Genomic DNA, 24,610 nt, shown 5'->3' with positions numbered 1-24,610 from the left:
TTCCTGAGGATTGGATAGCAAGGCTCGCGAGGCAGGTACCGGGCTTACCGGAGAACTGGAGAAGGATCTGGCTTTGTTCCGGGGAAAGATGGAGCGATGCTCGGATGTGGAATACCACAAATTTACGTTGCAGTCCGGCAAGCAGGGCTGCCTCATTTATATTGAAGGCATGACGGACGATACCAGGCTGCAAACCGAAGTGATCGATCCGTTAAGCCGGATGGAATCGGAGCAGGATTTATCCGGGGCTCTGGAGGCGGCCGGGAATGGAGGGAATCCCAAGGATTTGACCGGAGGCTCGGCACATTCCGGACAGCTGAGAAAAGAAACAAAATTGGAACAAGGAATTATCGCTTTATGTAAAGGTGAGACAATCGCGCTACTGGATAAATGCCGTCTGGTACTGATAGTCAGCTTAAGCAAATGGGAGCAGCGATCCGTTGAGGAACCCGCCTCCGAACCGGTCATTCGCGGGGCCAGGGACGGGTTTACGGAAAGCCTGCGCACCAATATGACCCTGATTCGCAGGCGGTTGGCAACCCCCGACTTAAAGGTGGAGTCTCTGCAAGCCGGGATCCTCTCCAAAACGGATATCGTGCTGGTTTATCTGGACTCCGTCGTCATGCCTGGTTTAGTCGATGAAGTCAAGCAACGTATACAAAGAATTGAAATAGATGCCGTCTTGGAGAGCGGGTATATCGAGGAACTGATTTGCGACAACCCGTTCAGCGTTTTTCCGCAAGTCATTAACACGGAAAGGCCGGATCGTGCCGTCAGCGGCATTTTGGAAGGCAAAGCGGTAATTATTATCGATAATACGCCCTTTGCGTTGATGGCGCCCGGTTTATTCGTCGAAATGCTTCAGGCCAGCGAAGATTATTATCAAAATTATATTTTTTCGACGCTGACCCGCTTTTTGAGATTGGTTCTCGCGATCGGCGCTCTGGTGTTTCCCTCCATCTATATCGCCTTGACGACCTTTCACCAGGAGATGATTCCGGCGAGCCTGCTGCTTAGTATCGCTTCTTCCCGGGAGGCGGTGCCTTTTCCGGCCCTCATTGAGGCGATATTAATGGAGGCCGCGTTTGAGGGCTTGCGGGAGGCGGGAATCCGGCTGCCCCGGCCGGTAGGTCAAGCGGTCAGCATCGTAGGCGCTCTGGTGATCGGTCAGGCCGCCGTTCAAGCCGGCATCGTTTCGGCAACGCTTGTCATCGTTGTTTCATTTACGGGAATCGCCTCGTTTATATTCCCCATCTATAGCCAGGGATTGGCTTTTCGCGTCATGCGTTTTCCCATGATGATCATGGCGGGTTCGTTGGGCTTGTACGGCATTTTCTTGGGATTGCTCATTCTTTTGATACACCTGGTTAAGCTCCGCTCCTTCGGGGTGCCCTATTTGGCTCCTGTCATTCCTTTGCAAGTCGATTCTTTAAAGGATGTCTTCGTACGTTTTCCCTGGTGGAGTATGAAAGAACGTCCCATCCAAACCGGTAAAAGGAATTTTCGGCGGATGAGCGGGAATTTGAGGCCGCGCCCACCCAAGCCGTAAGGATCCTAGACTATCCGAGACTTAACCCGAAAGGAATGGATTATGCGTAAAGTAGCTATTCTGCTATTAATCATATTCATGTCTGGGAACTTGACAGCGTGCTGGAGCAACCGGGAAGTCAACGATATCGCTATCGTTTCGGCAATCGGGCTGGACATGGCGGAAAACGGGAAAATAAGACTCTCATTGCAATTTGCGATTCCTCTGTTGATGGGGTCCGGCTCCTCGCAAGGAGGAGCGGGGACCAGCAAGCTGGCCGATACCGCCGGTTGGGTCGTCTCCGAAGATGGAGCGACGGTCATGGAAACCTTCCGGAACATCCAGCAAAAACTTCCCCGGAAAATCTTTTTTTCCCACTCGAGAGTCATCGTCATCGGCAATAGCATGGCCAAGAGCGGAGTAGTCCGGGTACTGGATTTCTTCGAGCGTTACCGGGAGTCGCAGATGAAGAGCTATCTTGTCGTTTCTGCTACAACAGCCTCCGATATATTAAACTACTTGCCGAAATTCGAACGGTTGCCATCGGAGGCGATTTTTGAGGAGCTTAAGCGGCACGTGCTTCCTACGACCCGATTGGTTGATTTCTTGAATGCCTTGCAATCCGAGGGGGTGGAGCCGTATGCCCCTGTCATGGAAATCATTGCGTCGGAACGGGGAGACGGCAAATACAAAAATTTGGTCCTATCCGGAACCGCCGTATTCAAAAACGACAGGATGGCCGGCCGGCTCAATGATGATGAGTCGCGGGGATTGCTCTGGGTCACCGATTCGGTCAAAGAAGGCATAATGACGATAGAACTTGAGGAGGCCGAGCGTAAAGGGCGAATCAGCGCCGAACTGGAGAAAGTGCATGTATCCCGGACAATCCGAAAGGGAGAGGAGGGGAAGCTGGAGGCTTCCCTTCATGCCAAGGTTAGCGCCAATATTTACGAAAACACGTCGAACATGGATCTTGAAACTTCCGAGAACACAAACTTTGTGATTAACGCCCTTAAAAAAGATATCGAAGAAAGAATCGGAAACTCCAGCCGCAAGGTGCAGAAGGAATTGCGCAGCGATATTTTCGGATACGGGCAATCCGTCTATCGTAGACATCCGCAGGATTGGAAGAAGACTTACCGGGATCAATGGGATAGCTTGTTTTCGGAAATGGCAACCGAAGTTGACGTGGATGTGAGGGTGCTGCGCACCGGCCTTACCAATAAAACGATAAAAACCAGCGAGGTGGGTCGGGAATGACGCAGATTTCGAAATATGAGATGTTTGCGCTGTTGGCGTTATATCAACTGGGAACGACGGTCATCTTCGGCTTTGCTTCGGAATCGGGCCGGGATGCATGGTTGGCTTCGGGGCTATCCGCGGTGCTCGGTGCTTGCCTTGTGCTGGTTTATCTGTTCATTTTTAAGGCAACCGGAGGGTTGACGCTGGTGGAATGGTTCCCTTGGGTATTCGGGAAATGGTTCGGTACGCCGCTCGCTTGGCTTTTTCCGCTGCTGTTTATTTATAATGCTGCGCGTATTATCAGCGATGTACGGTTTCTTTTTCCGGTAACCATTCTTAACCGTACCCCCGATTGGATTATCGGAATTACTTTCTTAGGCGTAGTTGTCTATGCTTTACTGGGCGGAGTGGAAGTGGTCGCAAGACTGGCCGGTTTTTTTCTTCCGTTGGTCTATATTTCTCTTTTGCTGGAAATCATTTTGCTGGCCGCCTCAAACACGTTTCACTTTGCCAATCTGCTTCCCGTCGCCGGCGAGGGTTGGGGGCGGATTTTGAAAACCGTCTGGCCGCTCGGCCTAATGCAGACGTACGGGGAGAGCATCGAATTCGCGGTGATATGGGGCTATGTTCGCGAGAAAAAAGGATTGGCGCTCTGGGCCGCTGGAGGAACGCTCTTGGCCGGATTCAGCATTGCATTAATGGACCTGCTCGTGGTTTCCGGCATGGGAGAAGCGGTGTTTCAACAAATGATGTATCCGGCGTTCGCCCTATTGAAGCTGTCCAATATTAATTATCTGGATAACCTGGATGCGATCGGCATCATTTATTTGGTGGTGAACGCATTCATTAAAATGTCGATGCATCTTTTTACGGCTGCGGTCTGTTTGCGCGATCTTACCGGGGGGAAGAGCGAGAAGCCGATGATTGTGGTAGCCTCGGCCATGGCCTTGTTCATATCTTTGACCATGGTGATTAGCTTTACGGAGCATCTGGAGGTAGCCAAGAAAGTCATTCCCTACAACGTATGGGTTCCTATGTTTCTCGCTTTGCCGGGAATCGTTCTGCTCGCCCTGCCGGTCAAAAAATGGATTATGGGGGTAAAATCGTCATGATTCAGCAATATTTTAGCTGGGAATCCCATAACCTTCTCGTCGCGCCGTGGAAGTTTCAGCTTACCCTGCTGGCAGGAGCGATGCTAGGTTCGCTCATTACTTGGATAAGAAGATCAAAGAAGAACAAGAAACCCCGCTGATCGATCAACGGGGAAGGTACAAAGAACCGGAAAGGGATATAATTAGCCCGAACCCTTCCGGTTCTTTTCTGTGCCCATCGGTTCATATTTGAAATTCAACCTAATAAAACCTATGATAGATTGTCGATATATAAATTGGTTGTGAGGAATGCGAAGGAGGAACCAGATGGGCGGATTTTGGAGTGAGCAATCCATTGATGTGTATAAATCCATTATCGATTACAATACGGACGCGATCTTTATTCTTTCCACCGAAGGCAAAGTTATGGATGTCAATCTAGGGGTCACGAAAACGTTTGGATACTTGAAAGAAGAAATTCTGGGAATGTCGTATGAAAAATTCATCCTTCCCGCTCAAATAGATGAAGTAAATCTGTATTATGCCAAAGTGTTGCAGGGAATTCCGTGCGAATTTAAAACCGAGGCCGTAGATAAACACGGGAGACTGGTGTATGTGCATGTCAAAAACGTACCTTTGCTAACGGGCGGGGAAGTCGTCGGTATTTTTGGCGTCGCCATTGATATTACGGAGCAGCTTCGGCTGGAAAAAGCGCTGATGGAGAGCGAAGAAAAGTATCGAAAGCTGCTGGAGGTGCTGCCTGAAGGGATTCTGGTCTGTGAGGAAGGGGAGATCGTTTATGCCAATTCGTCCGCCAGCGCATATGCCGGGGATGATGATCTGATCGGAAAATCCATCGGTTCCCTCTTTCACCAGGACGATCAGGAGAGGCTGCAGCAGCTTACTGCCGATACGGGAAAAGAGCATGGTCCTTCTTATGTGGAATTAAGAATGAACCGGTGTGACGGAACCACTACATATGTCGATCTGGGTGCGGTTTCCGTTACGCAGGGAGATACTCCGGTGCTTTTGGCGATGATCCGGGATATCACGGCGCAGAAGCTGGTGGTAGATGCTTTGAAAGAGAGCGAGGAACGCTACCGCCTCTTGGCCGAAAACTCCCTGGATCTTATACAGTTGGTTAATCTTGACGGGATCGTGACCTTTGCATCCCCGTCCCACAAGATGGTGCTGGGCTATGAGCCGCAGGAATACATCGGAAAGTGGGTTTTTTACCGGCCCGATGAAGGCGACGATCCTGAATTTCAACTGATCTTTTTCGATATGGTAGTCTCCCAGAAACCATTCACATATGAAATCGTCCGGCGGCATAAAGAAGGGCATCAAGTGTGGGTAGAGCTAAAGGGAACGCCAATGTTCGATGAAGAGGGACATTTCAAAAATATGATGCTGGTCGGGCGCGAAATTACGGAACGCAAAAAATATCAGGGGCAGCTGGAGCATTTAAGTTTCAAAGATACGTTGACCGGCGTTCCCAACCGGAGACATTTCAGCGCAGCGATCGAACGGATTTTGAAGTCAGGCGAGCCGCCTGCCGGTAACCTTGCCGTTATGTTCTTGGACCTTGATAAATTTAAGCGGATTAATGATACATGGGGCCATGATACGGGGGATGAGCTCTTAAGGCAATTCGCGATTCGGATAAAACAGTGCATCAAAAACAATGATATTCTGGCCCGGATCGGCGGGGATGAATTCGTCGTGGTTTTACCCGAATTGGAGAGCGTGGAGCATGCCGTAACATGCGCCGAAGAAATCCTCCATGCTCTACGCCAGCCCTGGAACATTCTCGGTCATGAATTCGTTACCACGTCCAGCATCGGCATTGCTTTTTACGAGCCGGGCGACCGGGAAAAAGAACTGATACATAAGGCGGATACCGCGCTGTATCTGGCTAAATCACAAGGAAAGAACACGTATCGGGTTTATGCCTGAGCGGCGGTATGGGTTAGACTCCGGTTGGGGAGTATATTTCTGAATAAGGAATGTCATCCAAGACCTGAAGGAGGAGTCAATCTAGTGACCCAATTAAACGGCAAGGTGGCTATCGTGACCGGAGGTGCCTCGGGCATCGGCTTGGCGACGGCGGAAGCGTTTCTCGCCAAGGGCGCGAAAGTGGTTATCGCCGACTACAATAAGCAAGCGGGAAAAGCCAAGGAACAGGAATTGCAAGGCAAGGGCGGGGACGTTTCTTTTATACAGGTTAATGTGGCGGATGAGAAATCCGTAGAAAACCTCGTCGACGAGACGGTCAAAAAGTATGGCAAACTCGATGTCATTGTTAACAACGCTGGAATCGGCACGATGGCGGCTACGCATGAGCTTTCTTTTGAAGACTACAATAAAGTCATCTCCGTTAACCAAAACGGGGTATTTTACGGCGCAAAATACGCTATTCGCGAGATGCTCAAAACAGGCGGCGGTTCTATCGTCAACACGGCTTCCATTCTGGGGCATGTCGGGGAAGCCGGCGCTTTTGCCTATAATGCCTCCAAAGGGGCCGTGAATTTGATGACGAAGTCGCTAGCTGTTGAATACGCCGGCAAAAATATCCGGGTCAATGCGATTTGCCCGGGGTATGTCGAATCCGGCATGGTGAACAAAGCGGCGCTGGGCGATTTTTATGACGGACTTGTTGCCAGACACCCTATCGGAAGGCTCGGCCGGCCTGAAGAGATCGCGCATGCGATTGTCTTTTTATGTGAAAATGATTTCGTGACCGGCACTTCGCTGCTTGTCGATGGGGGATATACGGCTCAATAAGCTTTATGCCTCGAATCCCGGCAATACGTGTGTTGGTTCGAAATGCTTGAAATACAAAAGATTGAAGAGCCTTAGGCTCTTCAGTCTTTTTTTATATTAAATGATCGCGGCCATTCCGGAACTAAAGGCGACTTGGGAAAACATGGTTGACAATAATTCAATTCCTGCATATAATACAATTAACAAAACGTTATATGTTAAATGTTAAAAGTTGAAATTAGGAAAGGAACCTCAGCTAATGTCGAATGAACAGGCCTTGCAGCAATACGATGTGAAAAAGTACAGAACCCCCGACGGTTATACTTCGGACATTGCGGTGTTCACGATATTGTCCGCGAAAAGCGAAATGTTCAAACCGCCCGTGATGGATCTCAAGCTGATGCTGATCAAACGGAGTATGACGGACAGCGAGGGCCGTCCGAATATCGAAGCAGGGAAGTGGGCCTTGCCCGGCGGGTTTGTCGATCCGGCAGAAACCGCATTCCAATCGGCCCTGAGGGAACTCAGGGAGGAAACCGGGGTAGACGATATTCACCTTCAGCACTTTGGCGTATACGATACTCCGGGCCGCGATCCCAGAGGATGGATCATTTCCAATGCCCATTATGCTATCGTCCCTGAACATCAGCTTGCCAAACGTCAGGCTAATGATGACGCAAGCGAGGTGGAGCTTTTCTCCGTACAAGAGGTGCTGAACCTTGATTTGGCCTTTGACCACGCGGAGATCATCTCCGATGCGATTTCGGTGATCCGGCATAAGCTGCTGCAAAGTACCGTGGCCAAGGAGTTTCTGCCGGCGGAGTTTACTTACTCCGAGCTCCAGGCCGTACTTTTGACGGTGACGAAGGATTCCGCGATTGCTCTGGATGCCGCCTTTGCCAGAAAAATCAAAACCCTGCCCTTCATTCAGGAGATCACGGGGAAAAAGACGACGCGCACGTCCAAGAAACCGACGCAGCTGTATCGATTTATTGATGTGGAGGCGAATACTTCGCTGTATCATACCAGAAAGTAATGGATTCTCAAATTTGAGGAGGAAACCCGGATGACGATGATAACGGAAACGAAGCGGGCTTTAATCAACATCGATTATACGAATGATTTTGTCGCCGAGGATGGCGCCCTGACTTGCGGACTCCCCGGGCAAGCCATCGAGGGGAAGATTACGGATATAACCCGAGAGTTTATACAAAATAAGGATTATGTGGTTTTCGCCATCGATCTTCATAAGCAGGGGGACACCTTGCATCCCGAAACGAAACTCTTTCCGCCCCATAATATTGAAGGAACGGCCGGGCGCGGGCTTTACGGGGCGCTGAATGATTTGTACCATGCCAATAAAGATGCCGCAAACGTCTATTGGATGGATAAAACGAGATACAGCGCTTTTGCCGGTACGGATCTTGAACTTCAGCTGAGAACCAGAGGAATTACGGAGCTGCACCTGGTTGGCGTGTGCACCGATATCTGCGTGCTGCATACGGCGGTGGATGCTTATAATAAAGGCTTCAGCCTGGTGATTCACGAACAGGCGGTGGCGAGTTTCGATCAGGACGGCCATGCCTGGGCATTACGACATTTCAAAGGTTCGCTTGGTGCGACGATCGTGTAATTATTCTAAGACCCAATACAGGAGGGAAAAGAGAGATGAACTACGCTGACGATAGTCTCGCTTTGCATACGGATAAGTATCAGATCAACATGGCTCAGGCGTATTGGAAAGATAACATTCATCGCCGCAAGGCGGTATTTGAGATTTATTTCCGTAAAATTCCGTTTCAAAACGGGTATGCGGTTTTTGCCGGACTGGAGCGGGCGATCCGCTACCTGTGTGATTTTCGCTTCACCGAGAGCGATTTGGCTTATTTAAGAGAAGAGGGATATGCCGAGGACTATCTCGCTTATCTTGCCTCGCTTAAATTCACGGGCACGGTGCGCTCGATGCAGGAAGGAGAGCTCGTGTTTGCCAACGAGCCGATCATGCGCATTGAAGCGCCTTTGGCGGAAGCTCAATTGATCGAAACCGCCCTGCTGAATATCGTCAACTTTCAAACCCTGATCGCAACGAAAGCTTCGCGGATCAAGCAAGTGATCGGCGACGGGATCAGCATGGAATTCGGTACCCGCAGGGCCCAGGAGATGGATGCCGCCATCTGGGGAACGAGAGCCGCTTATCTTGCGGGATTCGAGGCCACATCGAACGTGAGGGCAGGCAAGCTGTTCGGGATCCCTACGGTAGGGACTCACGCCCATGCGATGGTTCAGGCTTACCGGGATGAATATACGGCATTCCGCAAATATGCCGAGTGCCATAAGGATTGCGTTTTTTTGGTGGATACGTACGATACGCTCAAATCGGGCGTCCCTACGGCGATTCAGGTAGCCCGGGAATTCGGCGATAAGATCAACTTTATGGGCATCCGGCTGGATAGCGGCGATTTGGCGTACCTCTCCAAGGAAGCCCGGAAAATGCTCGATGAGGCGGGCTTCCAAAACGCGAAAATCTACGCGACCAATGATCTGGACGAATTGACCATCATGAACCTGAAAGCCCAAGGCGCAAAAATCGATGTATGGGGCGTCGGCACCAAGCTGATTACCGCCTATGACCAACCCGCTTTGGGGGCGGTATACAAACTGATTTCGATCGAGGACGAGCACGGTGAAATGATCGATACGATCAAGATCAGCTCGAATCCGGAGAAGATCACGACCCCTGGACGGAAAAGGGTATTCCGCATCATCAATAAAGCCAATCGCAAGTCGGAAGGCGATTATATCGCTTTGGAGAATGAGGACCCGCAGCACGAGGAACGGCTTAAGATGTTTCATCCCGTGCATACGCACATCGCCAAATTCGTCACGAATTTCGAAGCAAAGGAGCTTCACCGGATCATTTTCGAGGACGGAAACCTGGTCTATCCTGTCCCGACGCTGCAAGAAATCAGAGAGTTCGCCGCGGAGAGCCTGAACGTGCTATGGGATGAGTACAAGCGGCTGCTGAACCCGGCCGAATATCCCGTCGACTTAAGCCAGGCCTGCTGGAACAATAAAATGAGATTGATTGAAGAGGTGCAGCAAAAAGTAAGCGAAAGAGCGCGGGCCTAAGGAGGGAACGAGGTTATGGCGAAAATCGGCATCTACGGATCTTCCTTTGATCCGATTACCAATGTTCATCTTTGGACGGCAAGTACGGTGGCTCACCGCTGCAAATTGGATCAAGTCATCTTCTTGCCCTGCTCCAGCAAGCGTCCCGACAAAACGATGCAGATCAGCGACGAGCATCGCTGGAATATGATCCTGCTGGCTATCGCCGGAAATGATAAGTTTGTCCCTGATGACTATGAGATGAACCAGCCGGGCTGGGAAATCGCCACTTATTTGACGCTGAATCATTTCAAAACGAAATATCCCGATGACGAAATCTATTTTATAATGGGAGCAGATTTGCTGCTGGATATCGGGGATGGCAAATGGAAGAAGTCGCAGGAGCTGATCTCCGAAAATAAATTTATCGTCATGGCCAGAGACGGCATCAATATGCTGGCGGCCATCAGCAAATCTCCGATTCTCCGCAATGCCGACGACGGCCACACCTTCCATCTGATCGATAAAGGATTGGCTATGGAAATCAGTTCCAGCTATATCCGGGACGAATTCAAGCGGGGCGGTGAGCCCCGGTATCTGGTTCCGGACAGCTGTTACACATATATTAAGAACCACCAATTATACAAATAGAGAGGAGAGAAACATAATGAGTACACAAGATCAAATTATCGAAGCATTAAAAGTAAAACCGGTCGTAGATCCGAAAGAGGAGATTCGCTCCAGGATCGATTTTCTGAAAGCCTATTGCAAAAAGGCGGGAGCCAAAGGGTTTGTGCTCGGCATCAGCGGGGGGCAGGATTCTTCGCTTGCTGGACGTTTATCGCAGTTGGCGGCTGAAGAACTTCGCGCCGAGGGCGTTGAAGCTACGTTTTACGCGGTACGGTTGCCTCACGGAACCCAAAAGGATGAGGCCGATGCCCAAGAGGCACTGGCGTTTATTAAGCCGGATGAATCCTATGTGTTTAACATCCAGGATCCCGTTACCGCCGTTGCGGAACAATTTCAGGAATCGGTAGGTCAGCCGATGTCCGACTTCAACAAAGGCAATGTCAAAGCCCGGATGCGGATGATCGCGCAGTATGCGATTGCCGGGGAGAAAGGCTGCCTGGTCATCGGCACGGATCATGCGGCAGAGGCCATTACCGGCTTCTTTACGAAATTCGGCGACGGTGGGGCCGACATTTTGCCGTTGTCGGGACTTTCGAAGAGCCAAGGACGTCAGCTTCTTCAGGAATTGAACGCTTCGGAACGCCTGTATTTGAAGGTTCCGACAGCCGATCTGCTGGACAACAAGCCTCAGCAGGCCGACGAAACGGAGCTCGGCATGACCTATGACGTTCTCGACCAGTATTTGACGGGGAACGAAGTGGATCCGCAGGCGAAAGCCAATATCGAAAGACGCTACGCCGTCACCATGCACAAAAGGGAACTTCCGGTTACTCCTTTTGACGAATGGTGGAAATAAATTGCCGCATGGAAGGGACCTTACCCCGGGATGTTTGCAGTGCGATACTGCCTGGGGGAAAGGCCCTTTTCTTTTTTGAACATTTTGGAAAAGAGCAGTGGATCCTCATACCCCACCGATCGGGCGATGTCGCCGATGGAGAGCAGGTTGTTGCCCATCAGCCCGCACGCCTTGTTCATCCGGTAAGAGATGAGGTAATCCTGGATGCTGGAGCCTGTCCGCGCTTTAAACACCGCACATAAATAGCTTCGGTCCAATCCTACGAAGCCGGCGATTCGGGAGATGCTGATTTTGTTCGCGTAATTGGTATCGATGAAATCGACGACTTTTTGCACATACACATCATTCCTATTGGACTTCTTTCCGGTATCCGCCGACTTGCCCGGATTTGCCTCGGCCATGTGAGAGAACAGGGAATAAAGCAGGGAGGTCAGCTTCAAGTCGCGACCGTTGGCCATCGTCCTGGATTCATGCATCTGCTGGATATGTTGTTCTATCGTCTTAAGATCGAACCGGTTCAGCACGGGAAACTCTACCGAAATTCCCGACTGCTGCAGATAGTTTTCCGCTTGGGTGCCTTGAAAGCCTACCCAGACGTAAGTCCAGGGGGCAGAAGCATCCGCCTGATAATAGGTGACCGCATCCGGGACTATAAGAAAGGCTTGTCCCTTTTCAAGTCGGTAAGTCTCTTTGCCGCTATCGAAAATTCCCCGGCCCTCCAGAATGAAATGAATAAGATAATAGTCCCTTATGGCGGGGCCGTAATCGTGAAGGGGCGTACACCGTTCCATGCCGTATTGCGTAATGTGCAAATCCAGGAATGAAGGGTTGCTCGCCAGGTATTCAATCATGATGCACTTGTCACCTCTTTCTTGCGTGTTCTGTTTACTTATCAAGTACAATAACATATTAATCCCGCAGTTTCCTATAAATTTGTGACATTATCAATGATTATGCCATGTTTTCATAGTTATGTTCCATTTACTGCGACGAGGCCTCGACTTTAAGATAAAGGAAGCGTTTCCTCACTATTTGAACAAAAGGAGATTATTATGGCGATTCGTTATTATGAAGCTGAAGGCCTGTTTCACCTTCAAACTGAGCATATGAGTTATATTTTGCAAATCGTGAACGGGTATCCTGTACATGCCTACTGGGGAAAAAAATTGCGCATGGAAGAGCATCCGCAAAGCCTCATTAACCTGGACGGAAATCTGATGCTGGACCGGCTGCCGCAAGAATATCCGCAGTATGGTTCCGGGGATTTCCGCAATCCCGCTTACCAAGTCCGCCTTGAGGACGGAAGCCGGATTACGGAGTTGGTTTACCAGGGGCACCGCATTTTGTCCGGAAAGCCGGGGCTTGAAGGGTTGCCGTCCGTCTATGCCGAGAGCGAAGGCGAGGCCGAAACGCTGGAACTGGAACTGAAGGATGAATACAGCGGGCTTACGGTCACGCTGAGTTACAGCGTGTTCGGGCATTCGGACGCCCTGACGAGATCCGTTCGTTTCGAGAATAAAGGCACAGGCACCCTTCAGCTTTTGAAGGCGTTGAGCGCGAGCGTGGATTTGCCTCGTTCGGATTTGGACATGATCTATCTGGCCGGCGCCTGGTCCCGCGAAGCTCATATCCAGCGTCGTCCGCTGGGTCCCGGCGGAACCGTCATCGAAGGGCGCAGAGGCGGCATGAGCGGTCATCAACTGAATCCGTTTATAGCCCTGGCAGCGCCGGGAGCGGACGAAGACCAAGGGGAAGTTTATAGCCTCAGCTTTGTCTACAGCGGAAATTTTGCCGCTGTGGCCGAGGTCGATTCCTTTAATTCGACCCGGCTCTCGATCGGGCTCAATCCGTTCGACTTTACCTGGGTGCTGTCGCCGGGGCATACGTTCCAGACTCCGGAAGCCGTCATGGTCTATACGGACGGCGGGCTGGGGGAAATGTCGAGAACGTATCACCGGTTGTATCGCACCCGGCTGTGCCGCGGCGTTCACCGCGACCGGGAGCGGCCGATTCTGATCAACAACTGGGAAGGCACCTATTTCGATTTCAACACGGAAAAGCTGCTCGACATCGCCAAAGTGGGCGCGGACATGGGAATCGAGTTGTTCGTGCTGGATGACGGGTGGTTCGGGAAACGGGATAACGACCGAACCTCTCTCGGAGATTGGTCGCCGGATCTTAGAAAGTTGCCCGGAGGGCTTACGGATTTGGCCGAGCAGATCAATGCGCTCGGGATGAAGTTCGGGTTATGGTTCGAACCGGAGATGATCTCGCCGGAAAGCGAATTGTACCGCCAGCATCCGGACTGGTGCCTGCATGTAGAAGGCCGGCGCAGGACGGAAGCGAGATGGCAGATGGTTCTCGACTATTCGCGGGCCGAAGTGCGCGATTATATTTATGACACGCTAAGCAACATATTCAGTACGGTACCGATCTCTTACATCAAATGGGATATGAACCGCCATTTAACGGAAATCGGTTCGGCGGCTGCTGCGCCTGAGCATCAGTCCGAGATCGCCCACCGCCAGATTTTGGGTCTGTATGAGCTGTTGGAACGGCTGACGTCCCGGTTCCCGAACATCTTGTTCGAGAATTGCTGCAGCGGCGGCGGCCGATTTGATCCCGGTATGATGTATTACATGCCGCAAACCTGGACCAGCGACGACACCGATGCGGTGGAGCGGCTGAAGATCCAGTACGGCACCAGCCTCGTGTATCCGGTCAGCTCGATCGGCGCCCACGTTTCCGCGGTCCCGAATCATCAGGTGAGCCGGATGACCCCGCTCAAAATGAGAGGCGATGTGGCGATGTCCGGGAACTTCGGCTACGAATTGGACCTGACCAAGTTCACTGACGAGGAAAAGGAAATCGTCAAGCAGCAGGTGAAGCAGTACAAGGAGATCCGCTCGCTGGTACAGCAGGGCGACCTTTATCGGCTGCTCAGTCCGTTTGACGGCACGGAATCGGCCTGGATGTTTGTCTCGCCGGACCGTAAGGAAGCGCTCGCCTTTTTCTTCAGAGTGCTGGCCGAACCGCACCCGCCGGAGAAGCGGCTGAAGTTTAAAGGACTGAATCCGGACTTTGATTATGTTGTGGAGAACTTGGATGAAGTTAACAAGAAAGACCGCTTGACCGGGCCGGACGACGAAACGAATGGCACCGAAATCGGGAGCGTCGCGAATGTCGCGAACGTGTTGCCGGGCGACCGCTTGATGCATCTGGGCGTGATGATCCCCGAGCTGAAAGGCGACTATGCCAGTACGTCGTTCAGACTGAAGGCGATCGAACGATAAGAACGGCAAATTGCTAAACGGCCTAAACAGCAACTGCTATATACGTGTGATTGTAGCTCGCTTATAGAAAGATGTAACAGTAACGTGTAGCTTTAAAGCTCGCTCATGCTATTGCCTCGCAAATTCCGCTCAGAGGTTGATTGATCGCGGACTGCGGCAGTCTGTGCGGAAAAATAACTGTATTTCCTCCAGTTAATTTTCCGGTAATCGTCCTTGGAGGAAGAATAGCTGTAAAAACTACAGCTAATTCTCCACTAAACGGCTCCTAAGGCCGAAAAGGCTGAAATTAACTGTAGGTATTCCAGTTAATTTGCGAAATGTAGGCCATATTCTGAAATTAACTGTAGGTATTCCAGTTAATTCACGGAATCCAAACTAAAAGGTCAATCAGAAACGGCATAACGCCCTCTGGTTGCCCTTTTTTATTGCTGAATCTTGTATTGCTTTGAATCTTGCATTGCCGAATCTTATGCCGCCGCATCATCGCCGGCTGACTAAGCCCGGCCTTCTTTTTTCGCCCTGTCCCGCATAACTTGTATAGATGTTCCGCCGTAGACAGGTAGGGGGGATACAAGCGTGCGGTTTAGAAGGAGATTTCGCAGCCGGAGAAGGGGATGGCACAGCCGAAGAAGGAGCCCGCGAAGCAGGCGGAAAGTTTGGCTTGTCGTCCTGCTCATTGCTTTTATCGCTATTTTTCAATTTTTTCAATATGTGGAGCGCCATATGAGAGAGCCGATTATGCATTTGGCGAAGATCCGGGTCAAGCAAATTGCCACGGAATCGATCAATGAAGCGATTACCTCCCAGGTGTCCAACGAGGAGCAGGTAGGGAATTTGATCGATTGGAAAACCGACGATGCGGGAAAAATATCGGGATTCATGCTCAATTACTCCGCTCATATGCGGATTACTTCCGATACGATCCAGACGGTCAGGTCAACGTTGGATGAGGTTTCCCGGTTATCGGAGCATATTCCGCTCGGGCAGGCGCTCGGCAGTCCGATCCTGGCCTCCTTCGGGCCGAGCATTCCGATCAAGATCGAGCCCAAGGGCGATGTGAAGGTGGATCTGAACACCCGGCGCCAGGATGCAGGGATCAATAACATTCTTGTGGAAGTCTATTTGCGTGTGCGAACGGAATTAGCCGTCGTGGTGCCTTTTGATATGGAGCCGCAGGCCGTGGAAACGGAGATTCCCGTTTCCTATCTCCTTGTCGTCGGGGATGTCCCGATGTACTACTATGACAGCAAAGGCAATCCTGTTGGCGATCAGGCCGGAGCGCCGAACATTGCGCTGCCGTCGGTTCCGGAAGATAGTGAGGCCAAGGTACAATCCGGGCAGGGGAAAACGGAATCCTCCGATCCGGGAGGGAAGGAAGAAGGTTCGAAAGGTACGGAGGACGCGGACAGCACAGAGGGAGCACAGAGTCAGGAGCAATCAGGCAAGCACTAGAAAAAAAGATGCCCTTCAAGGGGCATCTTTATCTTTTGCGCTACTTTTTCCGGCGATCGGCTTTCTCCCACTGCCGGAGGAGCGGATAAGGATTGAATGCCCACTCCGTTGTTCCGGTGTCCCGGTAAATCCCGTAGTGAAGATGCGGCGGAAATCGCCCTTGCGTTCCGGGCGGACCATAACCGCTGCTTCCAACCCAACCGACCGTCTGTCCGGGTTTCACGATGTCGCCAATTTCTATATTTTTCTCATAGCCTTGCAAATGGGCATAGTAATGGTAGCGATTATTTAAATCTCGGATACCGATTCGCCAACCTCCATAAGGGTTCCATCCTTTGGTTTCTACGATCCCATAGCAGACGCTGCGGACAGGCACTCCGTAGGAGGCGAAAATGTCGGTGCCTTCATGGGTGCGCAATCCGCCCCAGCCGCGGCGGTCGCCCCAGGTGTCCCGGAAGGTGTAGACGCTGCTTACCGGAAGCGGGAAGGCGCTCGCCATAAGATCGACCCGGCCATAGGTTTTGTAGATTTTCACGAACTGGCGGATCCGGGTTACCGCGGAGTCGTTCTGGTAATACCGCCATAACGCGATACGAAAATCCTCCTCCTCATAGCCGAAGCTGCCGAGGTATGATGCGAGCGTGAACAAGGCGTCCCGATCGTTTCCGGGATCCGCGGCCCCGTCGGCGGTGGCGTCCTTCCCGAGCCCGCCGAATAACCCGATGGTTGCCGGGACTGTGTCGCCGGGATTCGGGTTTAGCGGACCGGCCCAGACCGCTTCTTTGAAATTGAGGGCGACTAGGCGCTTTTTGACGGCTTCGGCTTTTTTTCGCGGGGTAATCGTGCGCTCGTATTGATCTATGGCAGCAAGCCAGTACCATGGTATTTGCGACAGCATCCCGGTCTCTTGATACAGGCTGTATCTCAGTTCGTAAATGCTCTTGCCGGCGGATACAGCCGGGGTTCCCGGAGCCTTCGCGGCTTCCGCGCCTAGGCCGGGCACCGTCGTCAGCGACGTAAGCACGATTACGCAAATGAAGCAGCGGACGATTTTACCGCCGGGAATAACATAAGATCTCAAGGAAGATCTCCTCCTTTGGATGGGATAGCTGTCACTTAGCTTGATGCAAACCCTGTGTTTTTATTCCAATTTTAGTGCTGTTTTCATAATTGTGAATAAGTAAGGGAAATATGAAATTGACTCTATAAGTAGGTATTTCCAGAGTATTCATGGTATAATAATTGACGCTATAGCTGATTCCACAAGAAGGAAGGTTTCCAGACTTGTCTAAACCCGTAAGCGAACCTAAACCGGACTGGATTCGAATTAAGCTGACCACCGGAGATAATTATCAGGATATTAAAAATATGATGCGCTCCAAAACATTACATACGGTTTGTGAAGAAGCGCGTTGTCCGAATATATACGAATGCTGGGCCAACCGTACGGCGACCTTTATGATTTTGGGGGAAGTTTGCACCCGGGCCTGCCGCTTCTGCGCGGTCAACACGGGCCTGCCGACGGAGCTGGATCTGGAGGAGCCGAAACGGGTAGCCGAGGCTGCGGAAAAAATGAACCTGCAACACTGTGTAGTGACGAGTGTGGCACGGGATGATCTGAACGACGGAGGAGCTCAAATTTTCGCGGAAACGATCAAGGCCATCCGCGGGAGATTGCCGCTATGCTCCGTAGAAGTGCTGATTCCCGATTTTCTCGGAAATGAGGAGTCACTACGGACCGTAATGGAAGCAAAACCGGACATATTGAACCACAATATTGAAACGGTGGAGCGGCTATCTGACCGGGTCCGGGCAAAGGCGAAATACCGCCGGTCCCTTGAATTGCTGCAACGGGCCAAAGCCATGAAGCCGGAGATCCCTACCAAATCGAGCATTATGCTAGGCGTGGGTGAAGAATGGGATGAAATTTTGCAGGCGATGGATGATCTTCGTGCGGTGGATTGCGATATTTTGACGATCGGCCAATACCTGCAACCTTCTCCGCAGCATTTGCGGGTCGAGAAATACTATACGCCCGAGCAATTTGCGGAACTCAAAAAAGAAGGCCTGAAGCGAGGCTTCAGCCATGTGGAGTCCGGACCGCTTGTCCGCAGCTCCTACCATGCTCATGAGCAGGTTAAATCGGCGCAAAACCATAAAAAAGGTACACCCGCTTCCGTGTAGCGGCGAAGGAGGAATCGCGATTGATCCAAATCGGCGGCAGAAATTATGAATTGATTCAGAATTACAAGGATGCCTGGGATCTGGAGGCATTTAAGCAAAGATACAGTGAAGTGCTGGACCGGTATGATTATATTATCGGGGATTGGGGCTATGAAAAGCTGCGGTTAAAAGGCTTTTTGCGCGACAATCATCCGAAGGCGAACCGGGACACGGCATACTCCGGCATTACGGATTATATCAACGAATACTGCAATTTCGGCTGTAAGTATTTCGTGCTTCAGAAAGTCAAAGAAAATGCCAAAGAACATGTTCCGGCAAAACAGCCCTCAGGCGAAGAAAAAACGGTTCCCGAATCTTGATCGGGAGCCGTTTTTTTGATTACCGCGGTCTGTCTACTTTGAAGATACATCGATAGACGTTTTTCTTATTGCGTTTGCGCGCTAACGGACATGGTGGCCGTTATTTGCGCTCAAACATGCGGTTTAAAAATCCAACGGACACCAGAGCCGTTAATGGTCGAAAAAAGTACCCTCTTGAAGCAAATGGTGGGGTTTACCGTCTGTCATGTCCGTTAGCGCACCAAAGTCAACTTTTTTGGTTGTTTAACGTCTCTCATGTCCGTTAGAATTTTTTGGTGCCTGCCTGGTGCCTGGTGCCTGGTGCTTGATGCTTGGTGCTGGGTGTGTGGCGCATCGCTTGGTGCATGGTACGTGCTTCTGAACGTCGTGTGTGAGGTGCGAGCGGTGTGGTTCGGTTATCTGCTATGCGTGTTTATCATAAGAAGAACCCGGAGCATCCGCCCCGGGTCCTGCATGAATTACGCTTATAATTGCGGTAAGCTTATTTGGATAAGTGAATTGTCCCCTGCTTGTAAGTCCACTTGATGCCAGGGAATTTCTTCTGGAATTCATGGATCTCGACATACGTTTCGCTGTCCGCCATCTTGACCGTTTTGGCCGCGATCGTGAATCCGGCCTTGTTGCCGTTGCCGTCCGTGACGGTCAACTTCTGGGTCGAAGCACTCCACGTTACATCGCCTTTGACCAGTGCTGCGAGAATGCGGGAAGGGACGTATATCCGGTCACCGCTTAGCAAGGTATCGATATACCCGCTGAACGCTACGCCGTTGATGCTTAGAGAAGAAGAATTCCCGCTAAGATCAATGGTTCTTGCCCCCGCTTTGTACATCCCCGTAATCAATTGGGCTGTTGGATTGTTCTTCACTTCGATGTCCGGCTTAAGGCCGACATGATTGAAGTCCTCCTTGTTCGGCGTCAAGTACCGCTGTACCGTAAGTTTCAAGGAGCTGCCGTTGGAGAGCGTGAACACGTTCTGAATCCGGGCTTTGCCGTAAGTTTGCGTGCCGACGACCGTGGCGATCCCGCTGTCATGCAAGGCGCCGGTCAAAATTTCGGAGGCGCTTGCGGTCAATTCATTGGTCAAAATGACGACCGGCATGCCGATATCCTCTCCGCCCGAAATGGTCACTTCCTCGAGATCCCCGCTCTGGCCGGCCGTATACATCAACGTCCCGCTCTTCATAAAATACTTGGCGATATTGGCTGCAGCATCGACGTATCCGCCGAGATTGTCGCGTAGATCGAGAACGAGCGATCTCATTCCCTGCTGGCGAAGCTTGTCCAGTTCAGCGGCAAATTCCTTATCCGCGTTCTCCGAGAAAGAGGATAGCGCAATGTATCCGATTCTGCCCGATGAGAGGTAACTGCTAGTAACGGAGGGGAGCGAAAAATGGGCCCGGGTGACCGTAATCGCCAGCTTCTGGGTTCCCCGGGTCACGTTCAGCAACACCTTCGTATTCTCTTCGCCTTGAATCAAAAGGACATCTTCTCCGCTTATAACCGCTTGACCGTCAACTTTGGCGATAATATCGCCCTTCTTCAGGCCAGCAGCACCGGCCGGAGAACCTGGCAGCACGTCGGTTATATACAGTTTGCTGCCGGTGAAACGGAGGGTCACTCCGATTCCTACATACTCCTGATTGACGCTGTCTTCAAACTCTTCTAACTCCTGGGCAGTATAATAATCGCTGTAAGGATCGTCCAAGGTGTAGACCATGCCGCGGATAGCATTTTCAAGAAACAGCTCCCTGTCGGCACCTTCGATATTATACGCATCCAAATAATCCAGTACTTCCTGGAGAACTTCCATCTCCGAGGCTTGGCCTGCCGCATCTGCCGTTCCCGTGCTTTCCGCGGCTGCCCCGGCGGCTTGGGGAAGTCCAAGCAGCGGGATGGCCAGCAAGGGAATGAGTGCTTTTTGGCATAGTTTGTTCCATTTCATTTGCATTTTGTCCTTTGCTAAATAATTTAGCCCAAAAAAGCGTTACGGACCCGGTTCCAAAACGGGAACGGCCGATAGCGGACAAAGCTGATTTTCTGTGCGGCTACCTGGCAGCGGACAGATATCAGATCGTCTATGGGCAGGTTTATATGATCTATAGTGAGCATCAGATTCTGATCTTTTCTCGAGTAGATGTCACAATGATGATGCTTCGGCAGTACCAGCGCCGAACCCATCGTCCGGAAAACCCGATTATTAATCGAAGCGATTTCCGAAATTTGCAGGGCCTCGATGGAGGGGTGGATCATCGCTCCGCCCAGACTCTTGTTATACGCCGTACTTCCGGATGGAGTGGATACGCAAATTCCGTCTCCGCGGAACATCTCGAATAAATGATCGTTGATATCCACCTGGGCAACTACGGTGCCGTCAACGCTCTTGAGCGTAAATTCATTAAGGCAAATGTACGATGAAGTTCCCGATTTTTTGCGGATTTCCAGATCCACGAGCGGATAACGGACGATTCGGGGCTTCAATTTCCCTTCTTCTTCATGACTGCACATCATCCGGACCAACTCGGGAATTTCATCCGCTTTCCAGTCGGCATAGAAACCGAGATGTCCGGTATGGACGCCTACAAACGCAATCGAAGGTATCCGGTCGATGAAGGTATGGAAGGCATGGAGCATCGTACCGTCTCCGCCGATGGATACGACGATATCCGGGGCTTCAGCATCCAGCTGCAGTCCTTTCTCGGCTGCGAGTTTGTGGAAGGATTCGCTTAGGTCAACGGACAGTTGATCTCCGCGGTCCAGAACGTAATATCTCAAGATGACAGGCTCCTTTATATTTCCTTTTGTAACGATCATAATCAATTCTGAAACAGAACACAACGTTTCATTTTCCAGCGCGGTTTGCCACTCCCGAAGCAATCCGGGTGATGATGGCGGATAGTAAAGAAGCAACCAGCAGTATGGCTATCAGGGCCAGCACTACAGTAAACATATCAGGAACAGCGCTCCATCCCGGCAAGCTTCTTCCCGTCCCGGCGGACAGCGGGGCCAAGGCAGGCAAGTTCCCCATCAGCGGCCTCCATAGCATTAGAAGGAGAATGGCGGACAGAAAGGCATGAACCAGGCGGGCAACGAGAAATGGAAAATAGCGGAGGTCCGCACCGTTCAGAATGCTCGCTACCTGGGCATGGACTGACAGCCCGCCCCAGGAGAGAATAAAAGCCGCTGCCGCAGCTTTGAACATCAGCGGCACCCCAACCGGAGCCGCTGCCGCTGCCTTGGCGCCGAGCGTAACTTCAAAGAGTCCGCCGACAAGCGGCTCCGCGAGATCGGCGGGCAAGGAAAGGGCCGGCAGCATCATGTGTACGCCGGAGTATAAAGCGCTCATAAAGCGTGAGACTGTCAGTACTTCCAGTACCACGGAGAAAAAAACGACCAGTCCGCCGACGACGGTCATGAGCTGCAAAGAAGATCCAATGGCCTGACTGAGCAGCTCCCCAAGGCTGCGTCCGTCCTGCATTCGCGCTTCATGCATCGCTTTCAGCGCGGAGCGCAAACTAAAACGGGAGGGAGATGCCTTTGGAGAAGATGAGGAAGACGCTTTAGAGGACTTTTCGGTCTTGGTTCCATAAAAACGCATCAGCACGCCAACCAGCAGCGCGCTTCCATAATGGGCCACAGCGAGAGCTCCGGCAAGTTTGGGATTACCAAAAAAACCGACGGATACGGCGCCTATAAGGAAAATAGGGTCCGAAGAAGTGGTAAATGCAACCAGGCGCTCGCCTTCTTCACGACTCACCAGCTTTTGTTCCCTGAGCTTGGTGGCCAGCTTGGCACTGACCGGATATCCGGAAGCGAAACCCATGGCGGCCACAAAACCGCCGCTTCCGGGGATGCGAAATAACGGCTTCATGAGCGGGTCGAGCAGCTTGCCGAGAAAATGAACGATTCCGAAGCCGAGCATCACCTCGGAGATGACGAAGAAAGGAAACAGGGACGGGAACAGCACGTCCCACCAAATGGCGAGTCCCCGGATTGCGGCTTGCCATGAGGCATGGGGGAACGACAGCATCAGAACAGCCAGGGTCAGTGCCGCGATCAGCAGGAGAAATGTGCTCCATCGTTTTAGATTCATTCGAACGCCTCCACAAGGATCATAGTGAAGTGTATGAATCCGGAGGGACAAACAGCACCAAAAAAGAAAGAAAGCGATTACAAAAAAGGCTGTATTTTTTAACTCTTTTTATGATAAAATGTGGCTATAATTCGTTAATGGATGGAGTGTTGAATATGAGCTTTGTCGCCGGTGTTCTCGTATGCGCTTTTGTATACGTCATTCGCGCCTCTCTAGTCCATTCCGGTGAAGAGGATTGGCGCAGCTATTAGACATTCCTCTGCTCACAAGAGGTCATTTACATGTAGAAGCTCCGTTTCGGAGCTTTTATTTTTTTTCGGCTCAAGTTTGGTATAATAAGGTATGGTTAAATATTCGCTTTGAACTACCGATAAAGGATGGAGATAGCCATTGAATCCAAGTTTAAGCATTTACGATAATTTGGGCGGAGCAGGGACCATCCGGCGATTGGTGGAGGCTTTTTATCCGAAGGTTCAGGAGAATCCGCTGTTGGGGCCGCTTTTTCCTGAGGACATTACCCCCGTGTTGGAAAAACAGTTCATGTTTTTATCGCAATTTTTCGGAGGCCCATCTCTATATTCGGATGCCCACGGTCATCCCATGATGCGAGCGCGACATCTTCCGTTCCCGGTTACCCCGGAGCGTGCGGAGGCTTGGCTGGGATGCATGCGTGCGGCTTTGGAGGAGATCGGGGTGGAGGAGCAACTGCGTGATGTGGTGCTTCAACGATTGTCGGGCCCGGCTTTTCATTTCGTCAATACAACCCAGGAATAACGTGTACTTATTTTAGACGGATACGAAAGGAAGTAAGTTTAGTGGAATTAGAACCCCTATACCAGATCAAGGTGACATGCAGCAATTGTGAAAACACGTTTTCAACCTCTCGGGTACGTCCAAGCTTTAAACGGGCCATTCGGACGGATACGGACTTTTGCGGGTATTACCGTATGGAGAATCCGGATTATTATGTGGTGCGGATTTGCCCGTCCTGCGGCTACGCTTCAACGGAGAATTTCAATTCCAAACTGAGCGATTTGCAGCGGACCCGGTTCCAGGAAGTGATCGGCAAAAAAATGATTCAGCGCGATTACGGCGGACACAGAGATTGGGAGACGGCACTTGAGGCGTACAAACTGGCTTTACTATGCGCTCAAACGATCGGCGAGAAAGATAAGATCGTCGCAAGCTTGCTTCACCATATCGCCTGGTTGTACCGGTATCAGGAAAATCGGGAACAAGAGCAGCGGTTTCTAAAATATTCCCTGGACTCTTATGTTCGTGTTTTTGAACATGAGGACATGCAGGGCAGCGATGCCCGGCTGATGTATCTGATCGGCGAACTTCACCGCCGGATTGGGCAAAATAACGAAGCGGTTAAATGGTTCTCCCGCGTTATTAACGATAAGAAGATTATGGACGCGGCCATGATTCGGGCTTGCAGGGAACAATGGGCTTTGCTTCGTGAGGAGATGCTGAATGAGGGTCAGGAACTGCCTGAAGAGATGCGGGGTTAATTAACCCCGCTGTTTGTAATTTTACTTTCGTAATTTAGTGTCCGTCAGTAAATAGTCTGCGTCGCTGTCCAGAATCGTAACTTTGTTTCCGCAGCAGGGAAATACCAGCAGCTTTTTGATTCCTTCGTGCGCATTGGTGATATCCCGTGGCTTAATAGGGAGCAGGACGTTATTCCTTCCGCAGAACGGGCATTCCTGTACATAAACATCCCCCATGATAATATCGTAAGGAAGCGTCTTTTCAAAAGGAATCATGATGACTGATCATCTTCGCCCGAATGCTGGTTTTCGGCTTCCCGCTTGGCCAGCTCGGCGATTTTTTGCAGTAATATATGTTGCGGCATATGCATAAGGTGCTCGATCGGCACTTTCAGCTCGGCGGCCAGCTTAATTGCGGTTTCCGGCGAGATTTGCAGCGGCTTCATAAATAAATCCCCTCCTCATGTTTTGCATGGCAATAAATTCGTGTTATTTAAACATTAACAATGTGGCGAACATGT

23 protein-coding genes are annotated in these 24,610 nt (G+C 51.1%); 16 read left to right on the top strand and 7 right to left on the bottom strand.

Annotation, left to right across the window (positions count from 1 at the left end; genetic code table 11):
• The first annotated feature begins 10 nt into the window (after positions 1 to 10).
• From ACLB09_RS22460 to nadE, 10 genes are all read left to right on the top strand, one after another.
• The gene (locus ACLB09_RS22460) at positions 11 to 1,549 is read left to right on the top strand and encodes a spore germination protein (protein WP_410772077.1); all 1,539 of its coding nucleotides are present in this window, start codon (positions 11 to 13) and stop codon (positions 1,547 to 1,549) included.
• A 42-nt stretch (positions 1,550 to 1,591) separates the two neighbouring features.
• Positions 1,592 to 2,788 (top strand): Ger(x)C family spore germination protein, encoded by a 1,197-nt coding sequence (locus tag ACLB09_RS22455; protein ID WP_410772076.1) that lies wholly within the window; start codon positions 1,592 to 1,594, stop codon positions 2,786 to 2,788.
• Complete coding sequence (locus tag ACLB09_RS22450; protein WP_410772075.1) at positions 2,785 to 3,882, top strand: GerAB/ArcD/ProY family transporter; 1,098 nt, start codon at positions 2,785 to 2,787, stop codon at positions 3,880 to 3,882. Before ACLB09_RS22455 ends, ACLB09_RS22450 begins: the two co-directional genes overlap by 4 nt.
• Positions 3,883 to 4,188: 306 nt before the next feature.
• Entirely contained in the window at positions 4,189 to 5,817 is a 1,629-nt protein-coding gene (locus ACLB09_RS22445) for a sensor domain-containing protein (protein ID WP_410772074.1), read from the top strand.
• An 84-nt stretch (positions 5,818 to 5,901) separates the two neighbouring features.
• Positions 5,902 to 6,645 carry an SDR family NAD(P)-dependent oxidoreductase gene (locus ACLB09_RS22440; RefSeq protein ID WP_410772073.1) on the top strand — a complete coding sequence of 248 codons (744 nt, stop codon included), beginning with the start codon at positions 5,902 to 5,904 and terminating at the stop codon, positions 6,643 to 6,645.
• A gap of 238 nt (positions 6,646 to 6,883) precedes the next feature.
• Positions 6,884 to 7,660: an NUDIX hydrolase gene (locus ACLB09_RS22435; protein ID WP_410772072.1), complete on the top strand. Its 777-nt coding sequence runs from the start codon at positions 6,884 to 6,886 to the stop codon at positions 7,658 to 7,660.
• 30 nt (positions 7,661 to 7,690) lie between these two features.
• Positions 7,691 to 8,257 (top strand): cysteine hydrolase family protein, encoded by a 567-nt coding sequence (locus tag ACLB09_RS22430; RefSeq protein WP_410772071.1) that lies wholly within the window; start codon positions 7,691 to 7,693, stop codon positions 8,255 to 8,257.
• Positions 8,258 to 8,292: 35 nt separating this feature from the next.
• Positions 8,293 to 9,753: a nicotinate phosphoribosyltransferase gene (locus ACLB09_RS22425; protein WP_410772070.1), complete on the top strand. Its 1,461-nt coding sequence runs from the start codon at positions 8,293 to 8,295 to the stop codon at positions 9,751 to 9,753.
• Positions 9,754 to 9,768: 15 nt separating this feature from the next.
• Complete coding sequence (gene nadD / locus ACLB09_RS22420; RefSeq protein ID WP_410772069.1) at positions 9,769 to 10,383, top strand: nicotinate (nicotinamide) nucleotide adenylyltransferase; 615 nt, start codon at positions 9,769 to 9,771, stop codon at positions 10,381 to 10,383.
• Between the two features lie 16 nt (positions 10,384 to 10,399).
• On the top strand, positions 10,400 to 11,218 hold the full coding sequence (gene nadE / locus ACLB09_RS22415) for an ammonia-dependent NAD(+) synthetase (protein WP_410772068.1): 819 nt from the start codon (positions 10,400 to 10,402) through the stop codon (positions 11,216 to 11,218).
• A gap of 20 nt (positions 11,219 to 11,238) precedes the next feature.
• Here nadE and ACLB09_RS22410 read toward each other — a convergent pair whose 3' ends face one another.
• Positions 11,239 to 12,069, bottom strand: coding sequence for an AraC family ligand binding domain-containing protein (locus ACLB09_RS22410; RefSeq protein ID WP_410772067.1), 831 nt, complete (start codon positions 12,067 to 12,069; stop codon positions 11,239 to 11,241).
• Positions 12,070 to 12,270: 201 nt separating this feature from the next.
• Between ACLB09_RS22410 and ACLB09_RS22405 the strand changes: the two genes are divergently transcribed.
• Positions 12,271 to 14,511 (top strand): alpha-galactosidase, encoded by a 2,241-nt coding sequence (locus ACLB09_RS22405; protein ID WP_410772066.1) that lies wholly within the window; start codon positions 12,271 to 12,273, stop codon positions 14,509 to 14,511.
• A 576-nt stretch (positions 14,512 to 15,087) separates the two neighbouring features.
• Positions 15,088 to 15,963, top strand: a complete 876-nt coding sequence (gene yunB, locus ACLB09_RS22400) for a sporulation protein YunB (protein WP_410772065.1) — start codon at positions 15,088 to 15,090, stop codon at positions 15,961 to 15,963.
• Positions 15,964 to 16,003: 40 nt separating this feature from the next.
• Here yunB and ACLB09_RS22395 read toward each other — a convergent pair whose 3' ends face one another.
• A complete protein-coding gene (locus ACLB09_RS22395) occupies positions 16,004 to 17,044 on the bottom strand; it encodes a M23 family metallopeptidase (protein WP_410772064.1) in 1,041 nt (346 codons plus the stop codon).
• Between the two features lie 203 nt (positions 17,045 to 17,247).
• On the opposite strand from ACLB09_RS22395, the gene lipA reads away from it, so the two are divergent.
• Together lipA and ACLB09_RS22385 are read left to right on the top strand one after the other, a co-directional pair.
• Positions 17,248 to 18,147: a lipoyl synthase gene (gene lipA / locus ACLB09_RS22390; protein ID WP_410772063.1), complete on the top strand. Its 900-nt coding sequence runs from the start codon at positions 17,248 to 17,250 to the stop codon at positions 18,145 to 18,147.
• A 20-nt stretch (positions 18,148 to 18,167) separates the two neighbouring features.
• Positions 18,168 to 18,506 carry a YutD family protein gene (locus ACLB09_RS22385; protein ID WP_410772062.1) on the top strand — a complete coding sequence of 113 codons (339 nt, stop codon included), beginning with the start codon at positions 18,168 to 18,170 and terminating at the stop codon, positions 18,504 to 18,506.
• Positions 18,507 to 18,987: 481 nt separating this feature from the next.
• Here the strand turns inward: ACLB09_RS22385 and ACLB09_RS22380 are convergent, their stop codons facing one another.
• The 3 genes from ACLB09_RS22380 to ylbJ all read right to left on the bottom strand — a co-directional run bounded on the left by ACLB09_RS22380 (position 18,988) and on the right by ylbJ (position 22,596).
• Positions 18,988 to 20,448, bottom strand: coding sequence for a S41 family peptidase (locus ACLB09_RS22380; protein WP_410772061.1), 1,461 nt, complete (start codon positions 20,446 to 20,448; stop codon positions 18,988 to 18,990).
• 26 nt (positions 20,449 to 20,474) lie between these two features.
• The gene (locus tag ACLB09_RS22375; RefSeq protein ID WP_410772060.1) at positions 20,475 to 21,278 is read right to left on the bottom strand and encodes an NAD kinase; all 804 of its coding nucleotides are present in this window, start codon (positions 21,276 to 21,278) and stop codon (positions 20,475 to 20,477) included.
• Between the two features lie 67 nt (positions 21,279 to 21,345).
• Complete coding sequence (gene ylbJ, locus ACLB09_RS22370; RefSeq protein ID WP_410772059.1) at positions 21,346 to 22,596, bottom strand: sporulation integral membrane protein YlbJ; 1,251 nt, start codon at positions 22,594 to 22,596, stop codon at positions 21,346 to 21,348.
• A gap of 390 nt (positions 22,597 to 22,986) precedes the next feature.
• Between ylbJ and ACLB09_RS22365 the strand changes: the two genes are divergently transcribed.
• The gene (locus tag ACLB09_RS22365) at positions 22,987 to 23,370 is read left to right on the top strand and encodes a globin domain-containing protein (RefSeq protein ID WP_410772058.1); all 384 of its coding nucleotides are present in this window, start codon (positions 22,987 to 22,989) and stop codon (positions 23,368 to 23,370) included.
• A gap of 41 nt (positions 23,371 to 23,411) precedes the next feature.
• Complete coding sequence (locus tag ACLB09_RS22360; RefSeq protein ID WP_410772057.1) at positions 23,412 to 24,110, top strand: DUF2225 domain-containing protein; 699 nt, start codon at positions 23,412 to 23,414, stop codon at positions 24,108 to 24,110.
• Between the two features lie 21 nt (positions 24,111 to 24,131).
• Here ACLB09_RS22360 and ACLB09_RS22355 read toward each other — a convergent pair whose 3' ends face one another.
• Entirely contained in the window at positions 24,132 to 24,365 is a 234-nt protein-coding gene (locus ACLB09_RS22355; RefSeq protein ID WP_410772056.1) for a hypothetical protein, read from the bottom strand.
• Positions 24,362 to 24,535 carry a YycC family protein gene (locus tag ACLB09_RS22350; RefSeq protein ID WP_410772055.1) on the bottom strand — a complete coding sequence of 58 codons (174 nt, stop codon included), beginning with the start codon at positions 24,533 to 24,535 and terminating at the stop codon, positions 24,362 to 24,364. The genes ACLB09_RS22355 and ACLB09_RS22350 overlap by 4 nt, the downstream gene beginning before the upstream one ends.
• Positions 24,536 to 24,610 lie beyond the last annotated feature (75 nt).

Origin of the sequence: Fontibacillus forbon (assembly GCF_046559655.1) — a bacterium.
In the GTDB taxonomy this organism is placed as follows: Bacteria; Bacillota; Bacilli; order Paenibacillales; family Paenibacillaceae; genus Fontibacillus.
This window is presented reverse-complemented; position numbering and strand designations above follow the sequence as displayed.

Excerpts from the sequence above, each read along its gene's own strand:
- ACLB09_RS22430 (WP_410772071.1), top strand. The coding sequence starts at position 7,691 with ATGACGATGATAACGGAAACGAAGCGGGCTTTAATCAACATCGATTAT.
- ACLB09_RS22410 (WP_410772067.1), bottom strand. The coding sequence starts at position 12,069 with ATGATTGAATACCTGGCGAGCAACCCTTCATTCCTGGATTTGCACATT.
- ACLB09_RS22450 (WP_410772075.1), top strand. The coding sequence starts at position 2,785 with ATGACGCAGATTTCGAAATATGAGATGTTTGCGCTGTTGGCGTTATAT.
- ACLB09_RS22435 (WP_410772072.1), top strand. The coding sequence starts at position 6,884 with ATGTCGAATGAACAGGCCTTGCAGCAATACGATGTGAAAAAGTACAGA.
- ACLB09_RS22380 (WP_410772061.1), bottom strand. The coding sequence starts at position 20,448 with ATGAAATGGAACAAACTATGCCAAAAAGCACTCATTCCCTTGCTGGCC.
- ACLB09_RS22425 (WP_410772070.1), top strand. The coding sequence starts at position 8,293 with ATGAACTACGCTGACGATAGTCTCGCTTTGCATACGGATAAGTATCAG.
- ylbJ (WP_410772059.1), bottom strand. The coding sequence starts at position 22,596 with ATGAATCTAAAACGATGGAGCACATTTCTCCTGCTGATCGCGGCACTG.
- nadD (WP_410772069.1), top strand. The coding sequence starts at position 9,769 with ATGGCGAAAATCGGCATCTACGGATCTTCCTTTGATCCGATTACCAAT.
- ACLB09_RS22445 (WP_410772074.1), top strand. The coding sequence starts at position 4,189 with ATGGGCGGATTTTGGAGTGAGCAATCCATTGATGTGTATAAATCCATT.
- ACLB09_RS22350 (WP_410772055.1), bottom strand. The coding sequence starts at position 24,535 with ATGAAGCCGCTGCAAATCTCGCCGGAAACCGCAATTAAGCTGGCCGCC.
- ACLB09_RS22455 (WP_410772076.1), top strand. The coding sequence starts at position 1,592 with ATGCGTAAAGTAGCTATTCTGCTATTAATCATATTCATGTCTGGGAAC.
- ACLB09_RS22405 (WP_410772066.1), top strand. The coding sequence starts at position 12,271 with ATGGCGATTCGTTATTATGAAGCTGAAGGCCTGTTTCACCTTCAAACT.
- ACLB09_RS22355 (WP_410772056.1), bottom strand. The coding sequence starts at position 24,365 with ATGATTCCTTTTGAAAAGACGCTTCCTTACGATATTATCATGGGGGAT.
- nadE (WP_410772068.1), top strand. The coding sequence starts at position 10,400 with ATGAGTACACAAGATCAAATTATCGAAGCATTAAAAGTAAAACCGGTC.